Source organism: Nocardiopsis lucentensis DSM 44048, from assembly GCF_000341125.1.
Classification (GTDB): domain Bacteria; phylum Actinomycetota; class Actinomycetes; order Streptosporangiales; family Streptosporangiaceae; genus Nocardiopsis; species Nocardiopsis lucentensis.
On record NZ_ANBC01000773.1, the window covers coordinates 1 to 21,868 of the forward strand.

Annotated in this window: 19 protein-coding genes, 1 tRNA gene and 2 pseudogenes; 9 read left to right on the forward strand and 13 right to left on the reverse strand. The window is 70.3% G+C overall.

The features are described from left to right. Nucleotides 1-1,101: serine--tRNA ligase (serS, locus tag D471_RS0126880; RefSeq protein ID WP_017601480.1), on the forward strand; the 1,101-nt coding region annotated here is incomplete at its 5' end. 63 nt (nucleotides 1,102-1,164) lie between these two features. Here the strand turns inward: serS and D471_RS0126885 are convergent. Together D471_RS0126885 and D471_RS0126890 are read right to left on the reverse strand one after the other, a co-directional pair. Continuing rightward, on the reverse strand, nucleotides 1,165-1,701 hold the full coding sequence (locus D471_RS0126885) for a bacterial proteasome activator family protein (protein ID WP_017601481.1): 537 nt from the start codon (nucleotides 1,699-1,701) through the stop codon (nucleotides 1,165-1,167). Between the two features lie 33 nt (nucleotides 1,702-1,734). Next, nucleotides 1,735-2,709, reverse strand: a complete 975-nt coding sequence (locus D471_RS0126890; protein WP_017601482.1) for an NAD(P)H-quinone oxidoreductase — start codon at nucleotides 2,707-2,709, stop codon at nucleotides 1,735-1,737. A 184-nt stretch (nucleotides 2,710-2,893) separates the two neighbouring features. Between D471_RS0126890 and D471_RS38795 the strand changes: the two genes are divergently transcribed. The 3 genes from D471_RS38795 to D471_RS0126905 all read left to right on the forward strand — a co-directional run bounded on the left by D471_RS38795 (nucleotide 2,894) and on the right by D471_RS0126905 (nucleotide 6,634). Next, nucleotides 2,894-4,579, forward strand: coding sequence for an AAA family ATPase (locus D471_RS38795; RefSeq protein ID WP_017601483.1), 1,686 nt, complete (start codon nucleotides 2,894-2,896; stop codon nucleotides 4,577-4,579). A 74-nt stretch (nucleotides 4,580-4,653) separates the two neighbouring features. Then, complete coding sequence (locus D471_RS0126900; protein ID WP_026128111.1) at nucleotides 4,654-5,583, forward strand: universal stress protein; 930 nt, start codon at nucleotides 4,654-4,656, stop codon at nucleotides 5,581-5,583. Nucleotides 5,584-5,698: 115 nt separating this feature from the next. Then, complete coding sequence (locus D471_RS0126905) at nucleotides 5,699-6,634, forward strand: universal stress protein (protein ID WP_017601485.1); 936 nt, start codon at nucleotides 5,699-5,701, stop codon at nucleotides 6,632-6,634. Here D471_RS0126905 and D471_RS38800 read toward each other — a convergent pair. The 7 genes and pseudogenes from D471_RS38800 to D471_RS36420 all read right to left on the reverse strand — a co-directional run bounded on the left by D471_RS38800 (nucleotide 6,561) and on the right by D471_RS36420 (nucleotide 11,192). Then, on the reverse strand, nucleotides 6,561-6,932 hold the full coding sequence (locus tag D471_RS38800; protein WP_083924343.1) for a Txe/YoeB family addiction module toxin: 372 nt from the start codon (nucleotides 6,930-6,932) through the stop codon (nucleotides 6,561-6,563). The two genes, D471_RS0126905 and D471_RS38800, sit on opposite strands and share 74 nt — an antisense overlap. After that, on the reverse strand, nucleotides 6,929-7,204 hold the full coding sequence (locus D471_RS0126910) for a type II toxin-antitoxin system Phd/YefM family antitoxin (RefSeq protein WP_026128112.1): 276 nt from the start codon (nucleotides 7,202-7,204) through the stop codon (nucleotides 6,929-6,931). Before D471_RS0126910 ends, D471_RS38800 begins: the two co-directional genes overlap by 4 nt. Nucleotides 7,205-7,509: 305 nt before the next feature. Next, a complete protein-coding gene (locus D471_RS0126915) occupies nucleotides 7,510-7,992 on the reverse strand; it encodes a Clp protease N-terminal domain-containing protein (protein ID WP_017601487.1) in 483 nt (160 codons plus the stop codon). A 51-nt stretch (nucleotides 7,993-8,043) separates the two neighbouring features. Beyond that, nucleotides 8,044-8,532, reverse strand: coding sequence for a Clp protease N-terminal domain-containing protein (locus D471_RS0126920; protein ID WP_017601488.1), 489 nt, complete (start codon nucleotides 8,530-8,532; stop codon nucleotides 8,044-8,046). A 335-nt stretch (nucleotides 8,533-8,867) separates the two neighbouring features. Further along, a tRNA-Ser gene (locus D471_RS0126930) sits at nucleotides 8,868-8,956 on the reverse strand. A gap of 116 nt (nucleotides 8,957-9,072) precedes the next feature. Continuing rightward, nucleotides 9,073-10,192: pseudogene (alc, locus tag D471_RS36415) on the reverse strand (allantoicase). Between the two features lie 87 nt (nucleotides 10,193-10,279). Then, nucleotides 10,280-11,192, reverse strand: a pseudogene (locus tag D471_RS36420) (LysR family transcriptional regulator). A gap of 101 nt (nucleotides 11,193-11,293) precedes the next feature. On the opposite strand from D471_RS36420, the gene D471_RS0126950 reads away from it, so the two are divergent. Together D471_RS0126950 and dnaN are read left to right on the forward strand one after the other, a co-directional pair. After that, a complete protein-coding gene (locus tag D471_RS0126950; protein ID WP_040691487.1) occupies nucleotides 11,294-11,761 on the forward strand; it encodes a DUF4442 domain-containing protein in 468 nt (155 codons plus the stop codon). A gap of 114 nt (nucleotides 11,762-11,875) precedes the next feature. After that, nucleotides 11,876-13,024, forward strand: coding sequence for a DNA polymerase III subunit beta (gene dnaN, locus D471_RS0126955; RefSeq protein WP_017601494.1), 1,149 nt, complete (start codon nucleotides 11,876-11,878; stop codon nucleotides 13,022-13,024). Nucleotides 13,025-13,341: 317 nt separating this feature from the next. On the opposite strand, the gene D471_RS0126960 is transcribed toward dnaN, so the two are convergent. From D471_RS0126960 to D471_RS0126970, 3 genes are all read right to left on the reverse strand, one after another. Continuing rightward, a complete protein-coding gene (locus D471_RS0126960) occupies nucleotides 13,342-14,154 on the reverse strand; it encodes a DUF2786 domain-containing protein (RefSeq protein WP_017601495.1) in 813 nt (270 codons plus the stop codon). Nucleotides 14,155-14,242: 88 nt separating this feature from the next. Beyond that, a complete protein-coding gene (locus D471_RS0126965) occupies nucleotides 14,243-14,683 on the reverse strand; it encodes a membrane protein (RefSeq protein WP_017601496.1) in 441 nt (146 codons plus the stop codon). 200 nt (nucleotides 14,684-14,883) lie between these two features. Beyond that, nucleotides 14,884-15,390, reverse strand: coding sequence for an NUDIX hydrolase (locus tag D471_RS0126970; protein ID WP_017601497.1), 507 nt, complete (start codon nucleotides 15,388-15,390; stop codon nucleotides 14,884-14,886). Between the two features lie 927 nt (nucleotides 15,391-16,317). Here D471_RS0126970 and D471_RS41010 point away from each other — a divergent pair. Both D471_RS41010 and D471_RS0126985 read left to right on the forward strand, forming a co-directional pair. Then, nucleotides 16,318-16,488 (forward strand): hypothetical protein, encoded by a 171-nt coding sequence (locus D471_RS41010; protein WP_017601499.1) that lies wholly within the window; start codon nucleotides 16,318-16,320, stop codon nucleotides 16,486-16,488. A gap of 124 nt (nucleotides 16,489-16,612) precedes the next feature. Further along, entirely contained in the window at nucleotides 16,613-19,603 is a 2,991-nt protein-coding gene (locus D471_RS0126985; RefSeq protein ID WP_152486461.1) for an AfsR/SARP family transcriptional regulator, read from the forward strand. A 201-nt stretch (nucleotides 19,604-19,804) separates the two neighbouring features. Here the strand turns inward: D471_RS0126985 and D471_RS0126990 are convergent, their stop codons facing one another. Beyond that, nucleotides 19,805-20,638, reverse strand: a complete 834-nt coding sequence (locus D471_RS0126990; protein WP_017601501.1) for an oxygenase MpaB family protein — start codon at nucleotides 20,636-20,638, stop codon at nucleotides 19,805-19,807. A 587-nt stretch (nucleotides 20,639-21,225) separates the two neighbouring features. Between D471_RS0126990 and D471_RS0126995 the strand changes: the two genes are divergently transcribed. Further along, nucleotides 21,226-21,753 carry a lytic polysaccharide monooxygenase auxiliary activity family 9 protein gene (locus D471_RS0126995; RefSeq protein WP_017601502.1) on the forward strand — a complete coding sequence of 176 codons (528 nt, stop codon included), beginning with the start codon at nucleotides 21,226-21,228 and terminating at the stop codon, nucleotides 21,751-21,753. Nucleotides 21,754-21,868 lie beyond the last annotated feature (115 nt).

Genomic DNA, 21,868 nt, shown 5'->3' on the forward strand with positions numbered 1-21,868 from the left:
CAGAAGAGTGTGGGTAAGTCCGTCTCCAAGGCCTCCCCCGAGGAGCGCGAGGAGCTCCTGACGCGCGCCAAGGCACTGGCCGCCGACGTCAAGGAGGCCGAAGCGGAGGCGGGTCGAGTCGCCGACGAGCTGGACGCCGTGCTCTCGCGCGTGCCCAACATCGTCCAGGAGGACGCCCCCGAGGGCGGCGTCGACGACTTCCGGGTCGTGGAGACCGTGGGCGAGCCGCGGAGCTTCGACTTCACCCCCCGCGACCACCTGGAACTGGGCGAGATGCTCGGGGCCATCGACATGGAGCGCGGCGCCAAGGTCTCCGGCGCCCGCTTCTACTTCCTCACCGGGGTGGGCGCCCAGCTGGAGCTGGCGCTGCTCAACATGGCGATGAACCAGGCGGTCCAGGCGGGCTTCACCCCGATGATCCCGCCGGTCCTGGTCAAGCCCGAGACCATGGAGGGCACCGGCTTCCTCGGCGAGCACTCCGACGAGGTCTACCACCTCGGCAACGACGACCTGTACCTGGTCGGCACCTCCGAGGTGCCGCTGGCCGGGTACCACGCCGGGGAGATCCTGCCCGCCGACGCCCTGCCGAACCGCTACATCGGCTGGGGGCCNTACGGCAAGGACACCCGCGGCATCATCCGGGTCCACCAGTTCAACAAGGTGGAGATGTTCGTCTACACCCACCCGGACCAGGCCGACGAGGAGCACCTGCGGCTGCTGGCCTGGGAACGGGAGATGCTCGACAAGCTCGAGCTGTCCTACCGCGTGGTGGACATCGCCGGGGGCGACCTGGGAACGAGCGCGGCGCGCAAGTACGACTGCGAGGCGTGGATCCCCACCCAGGAGACCTACCGCGAGCTCACGTCCACGTCGAACTGCACGGACTTCCAATCGCGACGGCTCAACGTCCGCTTCCGCGACGGCGAGGGCAAGCCGCGGTTCGCCGCCACCCTCAACGGCACGCTCGCGACCACCCGGTGGATCGTCGCGATCCTGGAGAACCACCAGCGTGAGGACGGCTCGGTCGTCGTCCCCGAGGCGCTGCGCCCCTACCTGGGCCGCGACGTCCTGGAGCCGGTGGCCGCACCGAGGAAGCGGTAGCGCGAAAGAACGAACGGCACGGAGCCCGCCCCCGGACGGGGGCGGGCTCCGTTCGTGCGTGGGCTACAGGTAGGGGCCGCCCGCCGCCATGCCGCCCTCCTCGGGCCCTGCCGAGCCCTGGAACCCGGAAACACCGGGCGGCAGCGCCTTGCGCATGTTCTCCAGCTGGGCCCGGGCCGCCATCTGCTGGGCGAAGAGCGTGGTCTGGATGCCGTGGAACAGCCCCTCCAGCCAGCCGACCAGCTGGGCCTGGGCGATCCGCAGCTCCGCGTCGCTGGGCGCGCTGCCGTCGGCGAAGGGCAGGGTCAGCCGCTCCAGCTCCTCGATGAGCTCGGGGGCCAGGCCGTCCTCCAGCTCCTTGATCGAGGAGGTGTGGATCTCCTTCAGACGGGCCCTGCTGGCCTCGTCGAGCGGAGCGGCCTTCACCTCGTCCAGGAGCTGGCGGATCATGCTGCCGATCCGCATCACCTTGGCGGGCTGCTCCACCATGTCGGTGAGGGTGCGCGGTTCCTGGTGCCCGTCACCGTCCTCCTCGTGGGATTGCCCGGAGCCCACCACGAGGACGTGGGGCTGTTCGTTGTGGTCGTCTGAGCTGGTCATCAGTCCCCTTTGTCGGATGTCGTCGGCACACGGTCAGCGGCTGAGCAGGATCTTGCCCGTGTGCGCGCTCGATTCCATGACACGGTGCGCCTCCGCCGCGTCCCGCATCGGTATGACGCGGTCGATGACGGGTCGGACGGCACCCTTTTCTACCAACGGCCAGACCCCGTCCCGTACTCCCGCGGTGATGGCCGCCTTCTCCTCGACGGGGCGGGACCGGAGCGTGGTCGCGTGCACCGAGAGCCGTTTGGCGAGCATGCGGCCGAGGTCGAGTTCGGCGCGTCGGCCACCCATGAGCGCGATGACCAGGAGGCGCCCGCCGGTCTTGAGCGACCTCAGGTTGGCGTCCAGGTAGGAGCCGCCCATGATGTCCAGGATCACGTCGGCGCCGCCCTCCGCGCGCACGCGTTCGGCGAAGTCCTCGGTGTGGTAGTCGATGGTGGTCTCGGCGCCCAGTTCACGGCAGGCGCGCAGTTTCGCCTCACTGCCCGCGGTGACGGCCACCCGCGCGCCCATGGCGCGGGCGAACTGGATCGCGAAGGTACCGATCCCGCTGCCGCCGCCGTGCACGAGGACCGTCTCCCCGGCTCGGAGGCGGCCCACCATCACCAGGTTGGACCAGACGGTGGCGGCGACCTCGGGCAGTGCGGCCGCCTCGGTGAGACCGATGCCCTTCGGCACCGGGAGGAGCTGTCCCACCGGTACGGCGACGCGCTCGGCGTAGCCGCCGCCGGAGAGCAGGGCGCACACGGGATCGCCCACGGACCACCCGGAGCCCTCGGTGCCGGGACCGAGCGCGGCGACCGTGCCGGAGCACTCCAGGCCCGGATACTCGGGGGCGCCCGGCGGCGGCGGATAGGTGCCCTGACGTTGGGCGACGTCGGCCCGGTTGACCGCGCTCGCGGTCACGTCCACGAGGACCTCGCCAGATCCGGGGGCCGGGTCGGGAACCTCGGACCACGACAGGACCTCGGGTCCTCCGGGTTCGGTGATGCGCATCGCGTACATGAGGCAGACAGTACCCAGTGAAGGCCGCGGGCGGGTCCGGGGATCCGTCCGTATCTCCCTTCCGACCGGCATGCTTTGCTTGGCATGTGCGGGTATGAGTGGGACCGGGGACAACCTCCGACCGCTCCCCGTGGGGCCCCTCCCCTCTCACAACACCCCTTGACGCCTCTTGAGGAGAACTCTGGTGGCACACCAGGAACAGAACGGGCCGGACCGCAGCCCCGGGACGGGGCGCGACCCGCACGACGAGGAGCGTGCCGAGCCGCTGTGGGAACCGCCTCCGGACGTCGCGGAGGGGGACGGCGACATCGAGGGGGAGAGCGGACCGGATCCCGACCGCCTTCCCCCGACATCCCCGGACGATATCTCCGGGCCGGCGCTCTCCGCGTCCGCGCCCAGCCCGCGTGAGCAGTGGTTCGGGGGATTCGAGGTGTCCGCGCCCCCTCCGCCGCCCTACGCGCGGCTGCCCGAGACCACACCGCCTGCGGAGTCCGCGCGGTCGGACCCCGAGGAAGCGGTTCCGGAGGATCCGGAACCCGGGGAGCCGGCGGCCGAGGGACGCGTGGCCGACGAGGTCGGGCGCGCGCCCGGGGACGCGGAGGACGCCCAGGGGGCGGAGGAGGAGCCGCCGACCCCGCGCGAGCGCCCGCGGCGTCCGCTCCGGCCGGGGCGGATCGACCGGTCGGAGTCGGAGGGCCCGGACCCGTTGGCGCCGCGTCGGCTGCGGCCCGACCCCGACGTGCCCGAACCCGAGCAGCTGCCGCCGCTGGAGGCCGAGACCTCCGACCCGCCGGCGCTCGGCACGGCCCCGGACACGGACGGGGCCATCACCCCGTGGCGGCCGACGCCGCCGTCGTTGACCGGCCCGCGCGCCGCCGCGGCCTCGCCCATGCGGCACCCCGAGCCGGACACCGGAGGCCGTCCCGGGGAGGAGGGCCGCGAGACCTCCGACTCGCTCAACGCCGCCACACTGGTCCGCAACCGCCGACAGGGGCCGAGCGGGGGGTGGCGCAAGGCCGTGCACACGGCGACCCTCGGTCTGGTCAACCCCGGGGAGTCGGCACGGGTGCTGCGCCAGCGGGAACTCGTCGCCCGCGCCTGCACACCGGTCGCGTCGGGGCACCACCGCGTGGCGGTCCTCAGCCTCAAGGGCGGGGTCGGCAAGACCACCACCTCGGTCGCGCTCGGTGCCACCCTGGCCTCCCTGCGCGGAGACCGCGTGCTGGCCGTGGACGCCAACCCCGACCGGGGCACGCTCTCGGACAAGGTGCGCCTGGAGACCGCGGCCACCATCCGTGACCTCCTCAACGAGCGCCACCTCGTGTCGCGGTACGCCGACATCCGGGGATTCACCTCCCAGGCGCCGAGCAGGTTGGAGATCCTCGCCTCGGACCGTGACCCGGCGGTGTCGGAGGCGTTCAGCGAGGACGACTACCGGGAGGTCGCGCGGATCGTCGAGCACTTCTACTCGATCTGCATCACCGATTGCGGCACCGGTCTGCTCCACTCCGCGATGAGGGGGGTGCTGGGTCTGGCCGACCAGGTCGTGCTGGTGAGTTCGGCGTCGGTGGACGGGGCGCGCAGCGCGAGCGCCACCCTCGACTGGTTGGAGGCGCACGGTCACATGAACCTCGTCCGGGGCGCCGTGGTCGTGTTGTCGATGGTCCGCTCCAACAGCAGGAGCAGCGTCGACCTGGGGCGGCTGGAGGAGCATTTCTCCGGACGGTGCCGGTCGGTCGTCCGGGTGCCGTGGGACGGCCACCTGGAGGAGGGCGCGGAGGTGGATCTCGACCAGCTCTCCCCCGCGACCCGGGACGCCTACCTATGCTTGGCCGCGGGCGTCGGTGAGGGCTTCGCCCGGCGGGGGTGAGCCGGTCGGCGCGCGGTGGTCCCGGTTTCCCCGGACCGAGTCCCGACAATGAAGGGGAGGGGAAGGGGATGAGGATGAGCGCAGAGGATCGCCCGACGGCCGTCGTCGTCGGGGTGGACGGTACGCCCGCGGCCCACGCCGCGTTGGAGTGGGCCGCGGAGGCGGCGGCCAGACGCGGGGCGCAACTGAGGATCGTGCACGGTATGGGGGAGGACTCCGTGGTCGCGCACGACACGCCGGAGCGCCGCCTGGCGGTCCAGGAGGCGCGCGGTTACGCGCGGGACCTGCTGGACGACGGCGCCGAGCTGGTGCGCGACACGCATCCGGGGGTGGACGTCGTGACCGTCCTGGCCGCGGAGGACGCGCCGGACGCGATCATGGAGGAGGCGCGACACGGTGACGTGATCGTGGTCGGCTCCCGGGGCCTGGGCGCGGTGCGCGCGATGCTGCACGGGTCGATGAGTCCGCGGGCGACCTCGGAGGCGCCGTGTCCGGTGGTGTTCGTTCCGGCCCACAAGGACGAACCCACCCCGGTGGGGCCGCCGGCGCCCGAGGGCCGGATCGTCGTGGGCGTGGACGGCTCCGACTCCTCGCGCCGGGCACTCCGCTTCGGGCTGCACGAGGCGCTGTTGAGTGGAGCGGCGGTGGAGGTGGTCAACAGCTGGGAGGTGCCGCTGCCCGCGGACGTCTCCGCCCTGGAGGCCGATGCCCGGGAGGCGCACGAGGAGGTGTTCGACCGTCAGTCGGAGGAGATCGTGGCGGGGGTGCTCGCCGAGGTGGTCGACGACCAGACGGAGAACCTGGACATCAGTGCCGTGCGCATGCAGGCCGACCCCGTGGAGGCGTTGCTGGAGGCGGGGAGGAACGCCGACCTGATCGTCGTGGGGTCGCGCGGCCGCGGCGGGGTGAGCGGTCTGCTGCTGGGTTCGGTGAGCCAGGGGGTGCTGCACCACGCGCTCGTCCCGGTCGCCGTGCTGCCGCCGCACTCGGAGGACACCGATTGAGGGGGCGCCGTACGTCCACCGAAGGCGTGGGTGAATATGGGAACGGGCAACCGTGCCGTTCCCGGGTATCGGGTGCCTTCTCGGCGATGATGGATCCAGATCCAAGGGAGTTGCCATGGCGGACAAGAAGGTGGAGCACACGCCCCAGGTGATCGTGGGCGTGGACGGCTCGGAGAACGGCCGGGCGGCGTTGGAGTGGGCGGCGGTCGAGGCCGGACGCAGGGGTACACCGCTGACCATCGTCTACGCGCTGGGGATGCCGCTGGTGGTGACGGCCTACGGCGGCCCGGTCCGCTTCCCCCCGACCGACGAGATCTCCGGACAGGCCACGCAGGTGCTGGAGCGTGCCGTGGAGTACGCGCGGGCGATCGCGCCGTCGGTGACGGTCCGGACCCTGACGGCCATGGAGGAGGCTCCGCTGGCGATCCTCCGGCAGGCGCACCCGGGGGACCTGATCGTGGTCGGCACCCGGGGCATGGGTTCGGTTGCGTCGATGTTCGCCGGATCGGTCAGCGTGCGGCTGTCCGGGCACGCGCCGTGTCCGGTGGTGGTCGTGCCGGTGGGGGATGCCGGCAAGCCCGCGAGCACGTCGCTGAACCGGGTCGTGGTCGGGGTCGACGGGTCCGCGAACTCCCACCGTGCGCTGCGCCTGGCCGTCGACCTGGCGAAGGAGGACGACGGCGAGGTGGTCGTGGTCAACAGCTGGGAGGTCGCCTTCCCCTACGACCCCGTCAGCTTGGCCGCGGCCGGGTACCAGCTGCAGGACGACGTGCTGGACCAGAAGTCCCAGGAGCTCGTGGCCGAGGCGTTGGCCGACGTCCTCGACGAGCAGCGCGAGGACACGGAGGTCCGGGTCAGTGTGGTGCGCACCCAGTCCAACCCGGTGGACGCGTTGATCGAGGCGGCCCGGGGCGCGGACGCCATCGTCGTGGGCTCGCGCGGGCGGGGGAGCGTGCGCGGTCTGCTGCTGGGGTCGGTCAGCCAGGGGCTCCTGCACCACTCGCCGGTGCCGGTCGTGGTGCTGCCCAAGCACGCGGAGGAGTACGAGTAGGGGCGGCACGGGTGATTCGAAGGTCCGACCGTTTCGACTGTTCGTCGTGGTACCGGGCGCTGACGATCCTCAGTTCGCGGTCGTCAGCCCGGTAGACGAGCCGGTGCTCGTCGGTGATCCGGCGTGACCAGTACCCGGACAGATTGGCCTTCAGCGGCTCAGGTCTGCCGATGCCCTCGAAGGGGGTCCGTTGGGACTCGGAGATGAGCCGAGCGACCCTGCGTGCCGTCTCCTTGTCGGACTGGAGCCAGAACTGGAGGTCCTCCCAGGCATTGGGGGCGAAGCGGGTCGCCCTCACTCGTCCTCCGCCAGGGCGATCAGCTCGTCGGCGGTCGCGGCGACGGCCTCGGACTCGTCCTGGTCACGGGCGACGGCCTCCAGCAGCCGGGCGGTGTTGGCGGGCGAGCGGAGGAGGTAGACGGTCTCCTGCCAGCTTCGCCAGTCGTCGGCGGACATGAGTACCGCGTCGCCGTGCTGCCGCGAGTTGATGCGCACCACGTCGTGGTCCTCGTTGACTCTCTTCAACAGGGGAAACAGCCAGGAACGTGCCTCGCTGGCGCTGATGGACACGGTGTCTCCCATCGTGAGTGGTACGGAACTTCCGTACCACTTTCAGGGTCCTTCGAGTTGCGCGTGACCGCATCCGGGTGGACATGGAAAGCCCCTGGCTTCGGGGCGTGCGCACGACCGCTGGCCTGGGTGGGGACGCTCACGGCTTCCGGCCGTTCCCGGGGGTTTCCCGGCACCGTGTGCGTTGGGGACAGGCGCTGCTGCCACGCTCCGAACGGGCACGCCATGGCCTACGACTCCGGCCAGAACCGGGGTCAGGTACTGTTCGCGGCCGGTGCCTCGGGGCGTCGCAGTGGTCGATCCGCTCACCCACGGGCCTCCTCCCGGGTGTCGCCTGCGGGGTCGTCCAGCATCTGGTGGACCTGGTGGAAGATCTGGTCCGGGGAGCGGCCTAGGTCGCACACCAAAGGCCATACCTCGCTGTGGTCCTCGCACAGCACACCGAGCAACAGATGCTCCGGGCCGATCAGACACCCGTGCGCCAGAGCCTCCCCGCCAGCATGCTCCAGGGACGTCCTGCACTCCTCGGTCAGGGCCAGGTTCCGACTTCGTCGCCACTCCTTCCAGAAACCCGGTTCCCCCCGTTGGCGGGTCCGGTCCACCTCGGCCAGAACCGCTGCGTGGGTGACTCCGTGAGACCTCAGCACGGGAGCCGCGACGGAGTCGTCCACGCGCAGGATTCCGAGCAACAGGTGCACGGATCCGATGCTGTCGTGCCTGAGATCCACTGCTTCCCGCACGGCCAGCTCGATGACTCGCCGCCCCTGCTTGGTGTACACCGTGGCCATGTCCGCCTCTCCAAAATCATCGCCGAGGGGGTCTCCTCGGATCCAACACGGCTACTGCTCTGGCATCAGTCGAAGCGGGGAGGCCCGGTCCCGGCCGTGATCCCGCGTGTGCTCGGCCAGCTCGTCCAGGGTTCGGTGTACGCGCTGGACGACGTCCTCAGGAGGGATCCCGAGGTTTCGGAGGACGCGGGATGCCGCATCGTGTTCCTCGAGCAACAGTCCGAGAAGCAGGTGTTCGGTCCCGATGAAGGTGTGCTCCCGCTCCAGAGCGGCGTACAGCGAGCCCTCCAGGGCCTTCTTCGTCTCAGGGGCGAGCCGTCGGTGGTTCCGGCGGGGCCAACTCCTNCGGGCCACTTCCGTTCGAGCGGCCTCGTGGTTCAGCCCGAGAGATGCCAGCGTGTCGGCCGCGAGGCCGTTGCCTTCCCGGACCAGCCCCAGCAGCAGGTGCCCGCCGCCGATACGTCTGTGCCTGAGCGCGACCGCCTCGCTCCGCGCCTGTACGAGCACATTCCGCGCCTGGTCGGTGAACCGTTCGAACATGCCCCTCAGTCTCTCAGCGGTCGAGGGGCGTCGCCTGGTCCCGGACCTTGATGACCGACGCCTACGGGCCGGGCTTTTCGACCGAGGACGCGGTAGGGCGATTCCCGTCCCCGGATCTGCGGTGGAGCGACCAGCTGATGGCCGCGTAGGTGATCGGGAGGGCCCCCGGCCCTGGGGCGGTGCGCTTCCCGCCGCACTCCGTGCCGCCTGAGTCCGGGAACACCGAAGGCCGGTGGCTTCCCGGCCCGTGCGCGACACATGTGCGACGGGCCCGGACCACCGGCCTTCGGTGTCTTCGCCGCGAGCCGCCGACCTGCGACGACTCACCGCTTCGGCGGAGGGTGTGGGATTTGAACCCACGAAGTCCCGTCAAGGACTTGGTGCTTTTCAAGAGCACTGCACTCGGCCGCTATGCGAACCCTCCCGGAGGAGCGCTGGTCTCCGCCAGTCATGTTAGGGCATCGTCCGTGAATCCACACCCCGGTATGTTCGCGCCCCCGACGCCGGGAACGCGGTGTCGGGGGCGGGCCGGCCGGTGGGTCAGCCGGTGAGGGACTCCCAGCGACCGGCCAGGGCGGCGCGGCCGGTGTCGGTGAGGGAGCCGAGGACGTGCAGGCGGGCCATGCCGCCGTCGGGGAAGACGTCCGTGCGTACGTGGGTCACGGTGACCGGGGAGGCGAGCAGGAACCGGTGCGCGCTGTCCGGCTGGAGCTTGGTGCGGCCCACGATCTCGAACCAGGTGTCCGGGTCGCTCTCCGCGTCACAGCCGAGGATGGTCACCCACCCGGCCGAGTTGCCCTTCAGGTAGGCGGTGTCCAACTCGACGGCCCGGACCGACGCCTGCGCGGTGAGACGGAAGCGCACCCAGTCGTTGTCCTTGTCGCGGCGGCGCCGGTTCTCCCAGCCGTCGTCCATCTTGGCGGAGCGGCCCGGGGCGATGATGTTCTCCGGCGGCGAGTAGAACCGGTCGGAGGCGTCCTCGACCAGGCCGCCGTTGACCAGGGCGGCCACGTCGAAGCTGTCCAGCGCGGCGAGCCAGCTGGGGTCGGCGATCGGTTCGCCGTACACGCGCAGGCGGGGCCNCGTCGGGGAACTGCTTGAGCCGCAGATGCGTCCAGCGGCGCTCCCGGGTGACCTCGAAGTCGTTGGCGGCGTGCCCGTACACGTGGGTGCGGGGCACGATCTCGGTCCACTCGGCGGCGAGGAGTTCCTCGGTGGAGGGAGTGCCGGCCAGGTGCGCGGCCTCGACACTGACCTCGGTCGGGTGGTTGCCGCGGAAGTGCGCGGTGTCCACCACGAGGCCCCGGATGACGCCGGGCAGGCCGAGGCGGACCAGGGCCCAGTCGTGGTCGTCACTGGTCGGGTGCGGTTGCTCGGCGCTCACGCCGCGGCGGCGGCGGGTCTCCCACCCGTCCATGACCTTGCCCTTGTGGCCGAAGGCCTCGGGGTCGAACACGGCGGGTTCGGGCTTGAGCAGGTTCTCCCGCTCGGCGAAGAACTCGTCGTTGGCGGCGACGACACCGCCCCCCAGTCGGCGATCGGCGAGGTCGACGAGGGTGGAGAAGTCGCGCTTGGCGGAGCGGTAGTCCGCGTAGGGGTCTCCTCCCTGGTACGGCTGGGCGTTGAAGGCACGCGGATCGACGGGGGCCGGTGCGGTCATGTCTCTCCTGAGGGTCGGTCTGTGCGGACCCTTTCAGAGTCGCAGGAGAAAACGGTTACGTCCATCGAAACTTTCTGTTCAATCTGTTTAGGTAGACTGAACGTTTGCGGCGGCCTCACCCAGGGCGCGCGTGACGAGGGCGATCCAGGGCCGTTCGCGCGCGCCGGAACGGACCGCGGAGACCACGTGGCGGCGCGGCTGGTCGGCGGGTAGTACCCGGAGTGCGACGCCGGGGGTCCGGCCGGCCGCGGCCAGCCGTGGGATCAGTGCGACGCCCAGCCCGGCGGCGACCATGTCGAGGATGGCCCGCCAGTCGGCCGCCACGTGTGCTTGTTCGGGTACGAATCCCGCCTGGGCGCACGCGGCGACGGTGATGTCCCGCCAGGGGCCCGCGTCGCCGTAGATCCACGGCTCCTTCGGCCAGGTCGGCCAGTCGGGGGCCGGGCGCGTTGGCCAGGCGGTGGTGGGCGGGCAGGGCCACGTCGAGGGGGTCGGTGAGCAGTTCGGCCCGGTCGAAGCGGCTGTCCTGGCCGGTGGGGGCCTGGGCGGCGAGGGAGAGGCCGACGTCGATCTCACCGGCCGAGAGCAGGTCGTAGACCTCGGCCGCGTCGGCCTGGTGCACCTTGACGGTCAGCCCCGGGTGGGCGCGTCGCAGGGCGCTGACCGCCGGGACCACGAGTCGTGGGATGGCCGTGGCGAAGGCGCCCACACGCACGTGCCCCGCCTCCCCGCGGGCGAAGCCCTCCAGTTCGGCCTCGGCCCGTTCGAGCTGGGCGAGGACGATGTCGGTGTGGCGGAGCAGCACGCGGGCGGCGTCCGTGAGCCGGACCCGGCGCCCGTGGGCCTCCAGCAGGGGGACGCCGGTCTGCGTGGACAGCGAGGAGAGCTGTTGGGACACGGCTGACGGTGTCATGCGGAGCGCCTCGGCGGTGGCCCTGACGGTGCCGAGTTCGTCCAGGGTGCGGAGCACGCGCAACTTGCGGAGGTCCCAGTCGGTCATCACCCAGAACTACCATTCACATCGACTTAACGGAAAGCCCGTGGGGACTGAAGATCGTCCCGGGTGGCGCCGCGACATTACTCGGGAGTAACATTGCTGTCATGGCAAAGATGAACGCCGAGACGGCGGAGATGGTCAAGTCCGGATTCCTGGCCGCGGTGCCCTTCGCCCGCACGCTCGGGGTCACCTTCACCGACCTCGACTTCGACCGCGCCGTCATGCGTCTGCCCGACAACGCCGACCACCACAACCACGTCGGCGGGCCCCACGCCGGGGCCATGTTCACCCTGGCCGAGTCGGCCTCCGGGGCCATCGTCATCGGCGCCTTCAGCGACCAGCTGGAGCGGGCCGTCCCGCTCGCCGTCAGCGCCGAGATCAGGTACCTCAAGCTCGCCATGGGCGACGTCACCGCCGAGGCCACGCTCGGACGCACCCGTGAGGAGGTCGTCGCCGAACTGGACGAGGGCAAGCGTCCGGAGTTTCCGGTCGAGATCGAGCTGCGCACCGACGACGGCACCGTCACCGGCCGGATGACGGTGGTGTGGACGCTGCGCCCCAACAAGAAGTGACCCCGCCAGACCCACTCCTCTCGGCCCCGCTCGGACCGGCTCCCGGCGGGGCCGTCGATTGTCACCCCCGGTGGGTACGTTCACGGTGAACCACCCTGATGAGGAGGAGTCACCGTGAGACTGCGAGTAGACCGCGACGCCTTCGCCGAGGCGGTCGCCTGGACGGCTCGGGCGCTCCCCACCAGGCCCGCCGTCCCCGTACTCGCGGGGATGCGGCTGGAGGTCTCCGGCGACGGAACCTCACTGCACCTGTCCGGGTTCGACTACGAGGTCTCCGCGCGCGCCTCGGTGGAGGTGCTCTCCGAGGAGCCCGGCGCCGCCCTCGTCCCCGGCCGCCTGCTCGCCGAGATCGTGCGGAACCTGCCGGAGGGCTCCGTGCGCATCGAGGCGGACGGGTCGAAGCTCCTCGTCACGGGCGGGGCGGCGCGCTTCACACTCGTGACCATGCCCCTGGAGGACTACCCCTCCCTGCCCGGGATGCCCGACCGGATCGGCTCCGTTCCCGCGGACACCCTGGCCACGGCGGTTCGCCAGGTGGCCCCGGCCGCGAGCCGGGACGACACCCTTCCCATGCTCACCGGCGCCTACCTGGACTTCTCCGGTGACACGCTGACCGTGGTCGCGACCGACCGCTACCGCATCGCCGCCCGCGAACTGTGGTGGCGGCCCGATGATCCGGGGTTGGACACGGCGGCGCTGGTGCCCGCGCGCACCCTCAACGACGTCGTGCGCGGTCTGCTCAGCCAGTCCAACGTGGACATCGCCCTGTCCGCTGGCGCGGCGGGTTCGGGCACGGCTCCGGGCGAGGGCATGATCGGCTTCGAGAACGGCGAGCGCCGCACCACCACCCGACTCATCGACAGCGACTTCGTCAAGTACGCCTCGTGGTTCCCCGCCGAGTTCTCAGCGCGGGCGGAGGTCGCGGTGGCGCCGCTGATCGCGGCCGTCAAGCGCGTCGCCCTGGTGGCGGACCGGGCCACGCCGCTGCGGCTGGCCTTCGCCGGGAACGAGGTCGTGCTGGAGGCGGGCTCGGGTGAGGACGCCCAGGCCGTCGAGACGATCAGCGCCGACTACGAGGGAGACCCGCTGCGGGTGGCCTTCCGCCCGGACTACCTCATGGACGGGCTGGCGGGGGTGGAGACCGACACCGCGCGCCTCAACTTCACCGAGCCGACCAAACCCGCCGTGTTCACCGAGGTTCCGGCGAAGGAGGACGACCGTCCGTCCTTCCGCTATCTGGTGCAACCGCTCCGACTTTCCTGACCTGGGAGAACGAGCTTTCGGTGTGGTTTCTCCCCAGCTGTCCACAAGTTATCCACAGGCCCGGTGTCATTCCTGTGGATAACCCAGGGTCATCGTCGTTCCAGAGCCCCGAAGCAACGTTGGAAATCCTTCGCATTTCGGCTTTGACGTGCAAGAACAGCGAAGTTCCCCAGGTGTGGGCGGCCTGTGGACAACTCAGTGGACAGTGCGGCCGGGGCCTGCTCCTTGTAACGTCCGCCCCAAGGGGCGCCCAGGGCGCCTGAGGAAGGACCGCGCCGGGCGAACCGGAGCGAGGCGGAAGGCCCGCGGAACGCGGCTCAGTCGCCGCCGGTCAGCGTCGACGTCCCACCGCCGGACACAGGGGTCTCCAGCCCCAGCTCCGCCTCGCGCCCACGCCGGTACCCGGCGCGGTACCCGGCCGCGCTGTGGGTGCGTTCCGGGCGGTGCTTGCGCAGTTGCGGGAACTGTTTGTGGAACTCCTCGTTCACGCGGTGGACGTCGTCCCGCAGCACGAGTTCCGCGCCGCGGCTCGATTCCGACGCGTCGGAGCCGTTCGACGTCCCGTCGGTCCCCTCCGGGGACGCGTTCTCCCGGAGACGGGTACGAAACTCCCGGATCCGCTCGGCCACCGCGCGCCCGTACGCCCGGACGAACGAGCGGTAGTAGCGCTTGCGCTCGGTCTCCAGTTCCGAACGCGTGTAATTGCGCAGCTCCCGGATATCGGTCACGTGCGACGAACTCATGAACCTCGCGGACGCCTCCATCTGCATCGAGATCGACGGCAGCAGTATCCGCAGCGCTTCCAGCGCGTTGACCGTGCCCACGAGGATCATGGTGCGCTCGGTGGTCTCGGCCGTGTTGCCGCGCACCGCCGACTGGCAGCCGTACGCCGCGGCGATGTCGGCCAGTGCCCGGACCCGGGCCTTTCCATGGCCGCCCACCCCCGGCACCGCGTAGTCCATACGGCTGATCGCGTCGGGTTCCTCTCCCCGCTCCGCTCGGGCCTCGGCCTCGGCGATCGCGTGGCGGGTCATCAGCTCGGCGGCCTTGGCGGTGAACGCCTGGCTCTCGGCATCGGTGACCGCGGGGTCCTCCGCCATCCGGAGGAGCCCGCGGACCCGCTCGACCATCTTCTGACGAGCAGCTTCAGTCATCGGCGCCCGGTTGTCTCCCGTAGGTGAGTGTTCTGGTTCCGCCCACGGGCGGAAAACACCGAGCCTAGGCGTTCTTGTTCCCGACCACCATCGCGATGACCCCGATGATCACCCACAGGACCAGGCCCACGCCCAGTCCGGCGAACAGGGCGCCGAACAGCCCGCTGAAGATCGCGAAGCTACCGATCACGGAGGCGATGTAGCTCATCACGGCGGTGGCGCCGCCGCCGAGCAGGGCGGGGGCGGTCGCGTAGCGGAACGGGTAGGTGGCGGCCCATCGGCGGCCGCGCCGGTCGCCCTTCTTGCGGATCACACCGCCGATCCCGCCGATCAGGGCGAAGAAGAAGATACCGGTCGTCACAGCACCGGGGATTCCGGACAGGCCGAAGTTCATCAGGAAGGACAGGGCCGCGGCCACCGAGCCACCCGCGAGCGACGCTCCCCAAGGCCAGATCATCGTCGCCGAGGCGACGGGAGTGAATGCGTTACCGCGCTCCAGCGTCATGTTCACCGCTCCAGTCGAATCATGTGACGTCCGCTCGTGGCACGGCCGTCCCCTCCAGCATGCGCCCAGGGGGTCCGTCGGGACATCAGGGCTCGTCCCTGACCTTCCCCCCAATTCGCTCGCGCATGTTCGCCCACCGTCGGCCCGTGGACGGACGGTGCGGTCCGCGTCCGGCGCCTCGCCCTACGGTGGGCCAACGATCAGGCGCCCGTCGGAGTGCCCGGTCCGGCGCGGTTCCCGATGCCGGTCAGGTCCTCGCTCAGGTGCGACCAGGTCGAACGGAAGGCCGGGAGCAGGGGCAGCGCCGCCGTCTCCGCCACGGGCACCCACCGGATCTCCTCGCTCTCGGAGTTGCCGGGGCGGAACGGCAGCAGAGCGGACGTGCGGGCGAGGAAGGTGTCGTACCGCCACACGGTGAGATCGTGCTCGTAGGCGCCGATGACGGTGAACTCGCCGAGATCCCCCTCCACCTCCTCGCGGAACTCCCGCACGGCGGCCTCCAGAGGGGTCTCGTCGCGGTTGCGCGCACCTCCGGGGATGCCCCAGGTGCCGCCCATGTGGGTCCATCCGGCGCGGTACTGGAGAAGCACGTGTCCGGTCCCGGTCATGTCCGTGGCGTACAGCAGCAGCCCGGCCGCGCCGTACACCCCCCACCGGCGGGTCCCGTCGGGCAGGCTCACCCAGCCGTTTCCGTCGCCGTCCTGCATCAGGCGCCTCCCTCTCTCGCGTCGCACTCGGCCGACCGGCCGTCCACCCTTCCCGGACAACGATCCGCCACGCACGATGATGCCCGCTGAGCGTGGATCATGCCTGTCGGCCGTCTGAGGACACGGCTGCCGGGTTCGAGGACGAGGCGCGAGGTCCGGTCGACGCGGGACACCTCCATCGGTCTGGAGCCGGTGTTCTCCACGTCGACGCGGATCCGAGTCTCCGGGCCGGAGTCCCCTCGTGTGATCCCGGCCTCCACGCGGGTGACGCGGTACCGGAGGGTGTTCGGTTCGGTGCCCGGTTCCAGGCTTCCGGTGCGGGGCCGGCGGCCGGCGGCCGGCCCGGCATGGTGGACCGCGGAGAGGAAGTCCATCAACGAAACATGACATGTGACCTTAAACATCCGAAAAGGTGCAGGATGCGGGTGGGAGTTCGCGGGTATGGATATGGGACACTTTTTCAGCGCCGTTTCGCTGTCGCGCGATGTGGGAAGGACGCGGGAACGCCGTTCTCGGTGAGACGGGAAACGTTCCGGTGGCGTCCGTCCGCGCGCTCCGTGAGCACTTTCATCCTGTCCGCATTCGGCCAGGCACTAGCCAAGGACCATGAATAGGACCCAGAGTGTGCGGGTAACGACGTTCTGTCAGTCCAGGCGGTGGGCACGCGCTGAAAGTGGACTGTAAGTGGAACGGAAGAGTATGTCTCTAGTGTGGAACACGTTCGACGAGACCGGTTCCCGCGAGAGGACGGCTCGTGAGTGCAGGCCGGTCCGACGTTCGTTGGACACATGCCACCCGTGGCGTGTCGCAGGCGGAACCGCCACGGGTGGCCCTCCGTCATAGGAGGTGAAGTCCCCCGTGATGCTGCGCAGACGACGTAGGGCGACGTTACGTCTCTACACGAGTGCGGTGAGAAAAGGAGTCCGTGTGCCCAGGATGTTGACGATCGACGAGCAGTTCGAGGCGATCATCACCGGCGATGGTCCCGTCGCGAGGGTCAGCCCGCAGCGCGACCCCGATCCTGACCGCAGCGCCTCGGAAGAGGAGCAGACCGTGCAGAGCGCGCCCTCCGAGCAGGAGGACGGGGACAAGAAGTAATCCACTGAGTGGTGACCGGTCACTCCGAGTACTGGGCAGAGGGGGGTACTCGGAGTGTTCGGCGCGCCCGCATTCTCGTTGCGTGTGAATTCCCCTTGTAGGGTTGCCTCTTGTGGAATTCGGCGTGCTCGGCCCCATTGCCGCGTGGTCCGATGGCCGACCGTTGTCGGTCGGTGGACCACGTCAGCGCTGCGTGCTCGGAGCGCTGCTGGTCCATCTCGGGCGTGAGGTCACGGTCGACCAGCTGATCTCCTACCTCTGGAACGACGATCCGCCGCGCACGGCGCGTTCGGTCATCCAGGTCCAGATCCACCCCCTGCGCCAACTGCTCCCCGACAGCATCGCCACGACCTCCGGCGGATACATCCTGGACGTCGCCCCGGAGACCGTCGACCTGCACCGGTTCCGCGGACTGCGGGAAAGGGCCGCGAACTCCGAGCCGGAACTCAGGCTCGACCTCCTGGACCAGGGGTTGGAGTGTTGGCGAGGGGTCCCGTTCTCCGGCGTCGGGTCCGATTTCCTCGAACACTCGATCGTCGCCCCCCTGCGTGAGGAGAGGTGGGCCGCCGTCGTCGCGTGGGCCTCGTGCGCCCTCGACCTGGGGCGCCAGGCGGAGGTCGTGTCCCGGCTCACGCCCATGGTGAGCGAGGAGCCGTTCCGGGAGCGGTTGCACCTTTTGCTGATCACCGCCCTGTGGCGGGACAACGAACGCGCCCGTGCGCTCGCCGTCTACGAGACCTTCCGCGCCAACCTCGCCGAAGAGCTGGGAGTCGATCCGGGACCGGAGCTCACCGCCCTGCACGGCAGGATCCTCCGGGACGACGCGCGGTCCGCGCGGGTGACGGACCAGGCCGCGGCTCCCGCCACCGGGCACGGGTCCGGTTACATCGTGCGCAACGACCTTCCCCGGGACCTGCCGGACTTCACCGGACGTCGGGACTCCCTGCGGTTGCTGGAGGAGATCTCCCAGGGCGACGACGACCTCGCCAAGGTCTGTGTGATCACCGGAGCCGGCGGGGAGGGGAAGACGACCACCGCGGTCCGGTTCGGCTACGAGGCGGCCAAGCGCTTTCCCGACGGGCAGCTCTTCATCGACCTCTACGGCTACACGTCGAACAAGGAACCGCTCGATTCCTCCTCGGCGCTGGCGGCCCTCCTGCGCGCGGTCGGCGTCCGTCCCGACTCCGTCCCGGAGTCGCTCGACGAGAGGTCGGCGCTGTGGCGGGCGACGCTCATGGGACGCAGGACCCTGGTCATCCTGGACAACGCGGCCAGCTACGCACAGGTCAGCCCGCTCCTCTCCTCCTCACCGGGGTCGATGACCCTCATCACGACGCGCAACGACCTGGCCGGTCTGAGCGGCGCCAGGTTCCTCTCCCTGGGGATGTTCGACGAGTCGACATCCCTGGAACTCCTCGAACGCGTCGTGGGCCGGGACCGCGTGCGAGCCGAGCCGGAGGCGGCGCGCGACATCATCCGTATCTGCGATGGCCTGCCCCTGGCGCTCAGGGTTCTCGCGGGTCGCATGGTGAGCCGTCCCCGGTGGTCGTTCGCGCACGTCGCCAGGCGGCTCGGAGAGCGGAACCGCAAGTTCCGTGAACTGAGCGTCGAGGGTCAGAGCGTGGAGTCGGCGATCGATCTCTCCTACCAGAGCCTCTCCGACGACCAGCGCCGGGCCTTCCTCCTGCTCGGCCTGATGATCGGGAACACGGTCGACCTGGGCGGGGCGGCCGCGCTGCTGGACATGGAGCTCGAGGACGCCGACGACACACTCCAGGAGCTCGTCGGGGTGTGCCTTCTGAACGAGCCGCAGGGGGACGTGTACCGGCTCCACGACCTGATCAGGGCCTTCTCCCTCGAACGCGCGCTCGCTGAGTTCGAGGACGGGGAGGTCGAGTCCGCGCGGACCCGACTGGCCGAGTTCTACCTGGAGACCGCCCAGCACGGGGCGGAGGTCATGGGGGTGCACGGCCGAGCCGACCCGGACACCGGTGAGGCCAGGCACCGCACCTATCTGTCGGGGCGGGAGGAGGCGGAGGGCTGGTTCTCCCTCCACCAGGAGAACCTGACGGACACGATCGAGTACTTCGCGGCGAGCGACAACGGCGACAGCGCCTGGCGCCTGGCGGACGCGGTGTGGCGCTACTACGCGCTGCACGGCCACATGGCGCTGCTGATCAGCTCGCAGGAAAGGGCGTTCCAGGTCAGCGACAAGCAGGGGAACCAGCGCGGTCGCGCGGTGACCCTCATCGGCCTGGGTATCGCGCACTGCCTCTCCGGACGCTTCGAGGAGTCCCTCGCACTGCTCACGGAGGCACGGGACCTCCTGGAGGCGGTCGGGGACGCCAAGGGCATGATCCGCGCACTGGCCAACCTGGCCATGGCCTACGAGAGGCTGGGCCGGTTCGAGGACGCCGTGGCGGCGTCGCGCGGTGTCCTGGAGTACGCCATCAGCGTCGGGAACACGAGAGTGGAGGCGTTGCAGCGGGGGAACCTCGCGCTGTTCCACCGGATCCTCGGGAGGTACGAGGAGGCCCTGGAGACCTGCGAGCAGGCCCTTCGTGACTCCAGCGACGAGGACAACGCCGACATGCGGTCACGGGCCATGACGACCATGGGCGAGGCCTACCTCGGTCTCGGTGACCTGAAGAGCGCTTTTCGCGCCTTGGACGACGCCATGGAGCGCGCCCGGCGGTCGCAGCTCGTGGCGAGCCAGATCTACATCCACAACTCCCTGGGGATCGCCCACCGGGTCGCCGGCCGCTGGGACCAGGCGGTCGAGTGCCACACCGAGGCTCTGGCGCTCGGCGAGGCGTCGGGGAACCGGAGCGGGGACGCGGAGATCCGCGCCGACCTCGGAGTGACCCACCACGCCGCCGGGCGGTACGAAGAGGCCGCCGTCGAGTTGGAGAAGGCGCATGCTCTCGCCGTCGAGCGCGGTGAGCGCTACATCGAGGCCCGGGCGGCGCTCGCCCTCGGACGGCTTCCGGTCCCGGTGATGCCCGCCGACCGCGCCCGCACGCTTCTCCGGGGCGCCGAACGGGCCTTCACCGTGATGGGGGTTCCCGAGTTGGGCCAGGCCCGTGCCGCCCTGGCCGAGCTCGACGCTGACTGAGACGCCCCAGGCGGTGTTTTTTGGGTCCTCCGCTTCGCTTCGGACCGTGTTCGTGCGTCCGTAAGGCAGGGATTCTGCCCGCCCGTCGCCCTCCACCACCCTCAACGGACGCCTACGGCGCACCCCTATCCATAAGAACCCTGCCGACGCCCGAACGACACCCCCTCGGATGACCGTTCCAAGAAACAGGCCCTGGGCCCCCTACCCGCGGACTCCGCCCGTTCGGTGGGACGCCCGGCTCCCCCGCGTCCCGCGCGGCTTCGTCCAGCCCCCGTTCCTGCGCATGGACCGCAGGTAGAGCCTGCTCGGCAGCGCGCGGAGGGCGTGCGGCAGACGCGGGTACACCGTGCGGGTCACCCGGACCACGCGGTCGAACCGCCGTTGTCGGGCGGGGGACCAGGGGATCCCGAACCCCTCGCGCAGCTTGGGAGGGAGCAGTCCGCCCGCGAGGAACCGCTGGACCGACGTGATCGGCCACCACAGCCGGTTGGCGGGTCGGAAGATCTGGCGGGAGAGGCGAAGAGCCGTCTCGCCCACCTCCAGCCGTCCGACCGCGTCCGCCCAGTAGGCGTCGAAGGCCTCGGGGGTGGCGGGCCACTCCTCCTCGGGCAGCCCCAGGGCGGTGGCGAACACCGCCGCCTCGCGGAGGAAGACGGGGTACTCGTCCTCGTCGATCTCGCCGACGGTCAGCTCGTACAGCCGTGTCCACGTGTGGAACAGCGTGGCGGCCACCCAGAGCAGGAGGTCGTGGTCGAGTGCCCGGTACCCGGGACCGTTCACCCGGCGGTGCATGGCGCGGACGATCGCCTGGACGCGCGCCCGCTCCTCGTCGGTGCCGAGGGAGGTGCCGTACACGTAGTAGAGCGTGCCGCGCAGGCGGTCGAGGGGGCGTGAGGTGAAGTCGCTGTGGTCGTGTACGCCCTGGGCGACGCTCGGGTGGGCGATCTGGAGCAGGATGGCGTACGCGGCGCCTCCGAGCAGGCTGGCCTCGGAGTGGATTCTGCGCAGTGGCGACTCTTCGGACGATCGGCCCATGCCTGGATCGTAGGACACGTACCGTTCCCGGCGGATACGGCGCGCCCGTGCGTGTGGTGTGACTCGGTCACGGGCGCGCGGGTCGCGTGGCACGGGGTCCGACCGTCCCTGGTGGCACTCACTTTACGGGACAGGAAAATATAACCTCGAAGACAGGTCTGGTCGGCGTGCCATGCCTGTGGAACCCTTTTTCAACCGATTCCTGGGTGGACCACGGCGTCTATCTGTTAAGTATATTTCCAGTTGAGGGTGGAAATGGTCGCCGCAGTGACGTCAGTACCAGTGGATCCGAGGGGTCGCGGGGTTCCCGTGCTGGTACGGACTCCCCTGTTCGCACCGGTCGCGCGGGTGTCTTGACGGGCGGTAGGGGTCTCCCTACCGTCTTCCGAAGCGGGTGGAATGGACTTTTCGCGGAAACCTGGAAAACCACGACAAAGTAGTCAGATTCGTTCCGGGAATATCCGAATCCGTGAACGGTGGCCGCCCGCCCTGGGCTCGAAGGGGCCCGGGTCGTCCCGCTACGGCCCCGGACACTCCGTACCGCGCCGGACTCTCCGGGGCCGTGACCCGTCACGAAGGGTTCGCAGATGAAGATTCGCGGCAGACTCCGCTCATTCGCCGCCGTCGCCGCCGCGACGGCCATGACCTTCACCCTGATGCCCGCCGGCGTGGCCAACGCCCACGGCTACGTCTCCTCTCCCCCCAGCCGTCAGGCCCAGTGCGCCGCAGGGGTCGTGGAGTGCGGCTCCATCAAGTGGGAGCCGCAGAGCGTCGAGGGCCCCAAGGGGCTCTCCAGCTGCTCCGGCGGCAACGCCCGGTTCGCCGAGCTCGACGATGACAACTACGGGTGGGACGTCACCCCGGTCAGCTCGACCCTCACCTTCACCTGGACGTTCACCGCCGCCCACGCGACGACCGACTGGGTGTACTACGTCGACGGGCAGGAGGTCGCCAGGTTCGACTACGGGGGCCACCGCCCGCCGTGGACCGTGGCCCACACCGTCGACCTGAGCGCCTACAGCGGTCAGCACAAGATCCTCGCCGTGTGGAACATCGCCGACACGGCCAACGCCTTCTACTCCTGCACGGACGTCAACATCGGCGCGGCCGTCTGACCTGACGGGACCGTCCCCACTCCGGCTCCCGGCCCGGCCCCTCCCCGGGCCGGGATCTGCAACCCCGCGGTGCTCCCGTCCCCGCCAGTGGTGCGAACACCCCCCGGGCACGTGG

Coding starts and splice junctions, on each gene's coding strand:
- D471_RS0126885 (WP_017601481.1), bottom strand. CDS start 1,701: ATGACCAGCTCAGACGACCACAACGAACAGCCCCACGTCCTCGTGGTG.
- D471_RS0126890 (WP_017601482.1), bottom strand. CDS start 2,709: ATGTACGCGATGCGCATCACCGAACCCGGAGGACCCGAGGTCCTGTCG.
- D471_RS0126900 (WP_026128111.1), top strand. CDS start 4,654: ATGAGCGCAGAGGATCGCCCGACGGCCGTCGTCGTCGGGGTGGACGGT.
- D471_RS0126905 (WP_017601485.1), top strand. CDS start 5,699: ATGGCGGACAAGAAGGTGGAGCACACGCCCCAGGTGATCGTGGGCGTG.
- D471_RS0126915 (WP_017601487.1), bottom strand. CDS start 7,992: ATGGCCACGGTGTACACCAAGCAGGGGCGGCGAGTCATCGAGCTGGCC.
- D471_RS0126950 (WP_040691487.1), top strand. CDS start 11,294: ATGGCAAAGATGAACGCCGAGACGGCGGAGATGGTCAAGTCCGGATTC.
- D471_RS0126960 (WP_017601495.1), bottom strand. CDS start 14,154: ATGGTCGAGCGGGTCCGCGGGCTCCTCCGGATGGCGGAGGACCCCGCG.
- D471_RS0126965 (WP_017601496.1), bottom strand. CDS start 14,683: ATGACGCTGGAGCGCGGTAACGCATTCACTCCCGTCGCCTCGGCGACG.
- D471_RS0126970 (WP_017601497.1), bottom strand. CDS start 15,390: ATGCAGGACGGCGACGGAAACGGCTGGGTGAGCCTGCCCGACGGGACC.
- D471_RS0126990 (WP_017601501.1), bottom strand. CDS start 20,638: ATGGGCCGATCGTCCGAAGAGTCGCCACTGCGCAGAATCCACTCCGAG.
- D471_RS0126995 (WP_017601502.1), top strand. CDS start 21,226: ATGAAGATTCGCGGCAGACTCCGCTCATTCGCCGCCGTCGCCGCCGCG.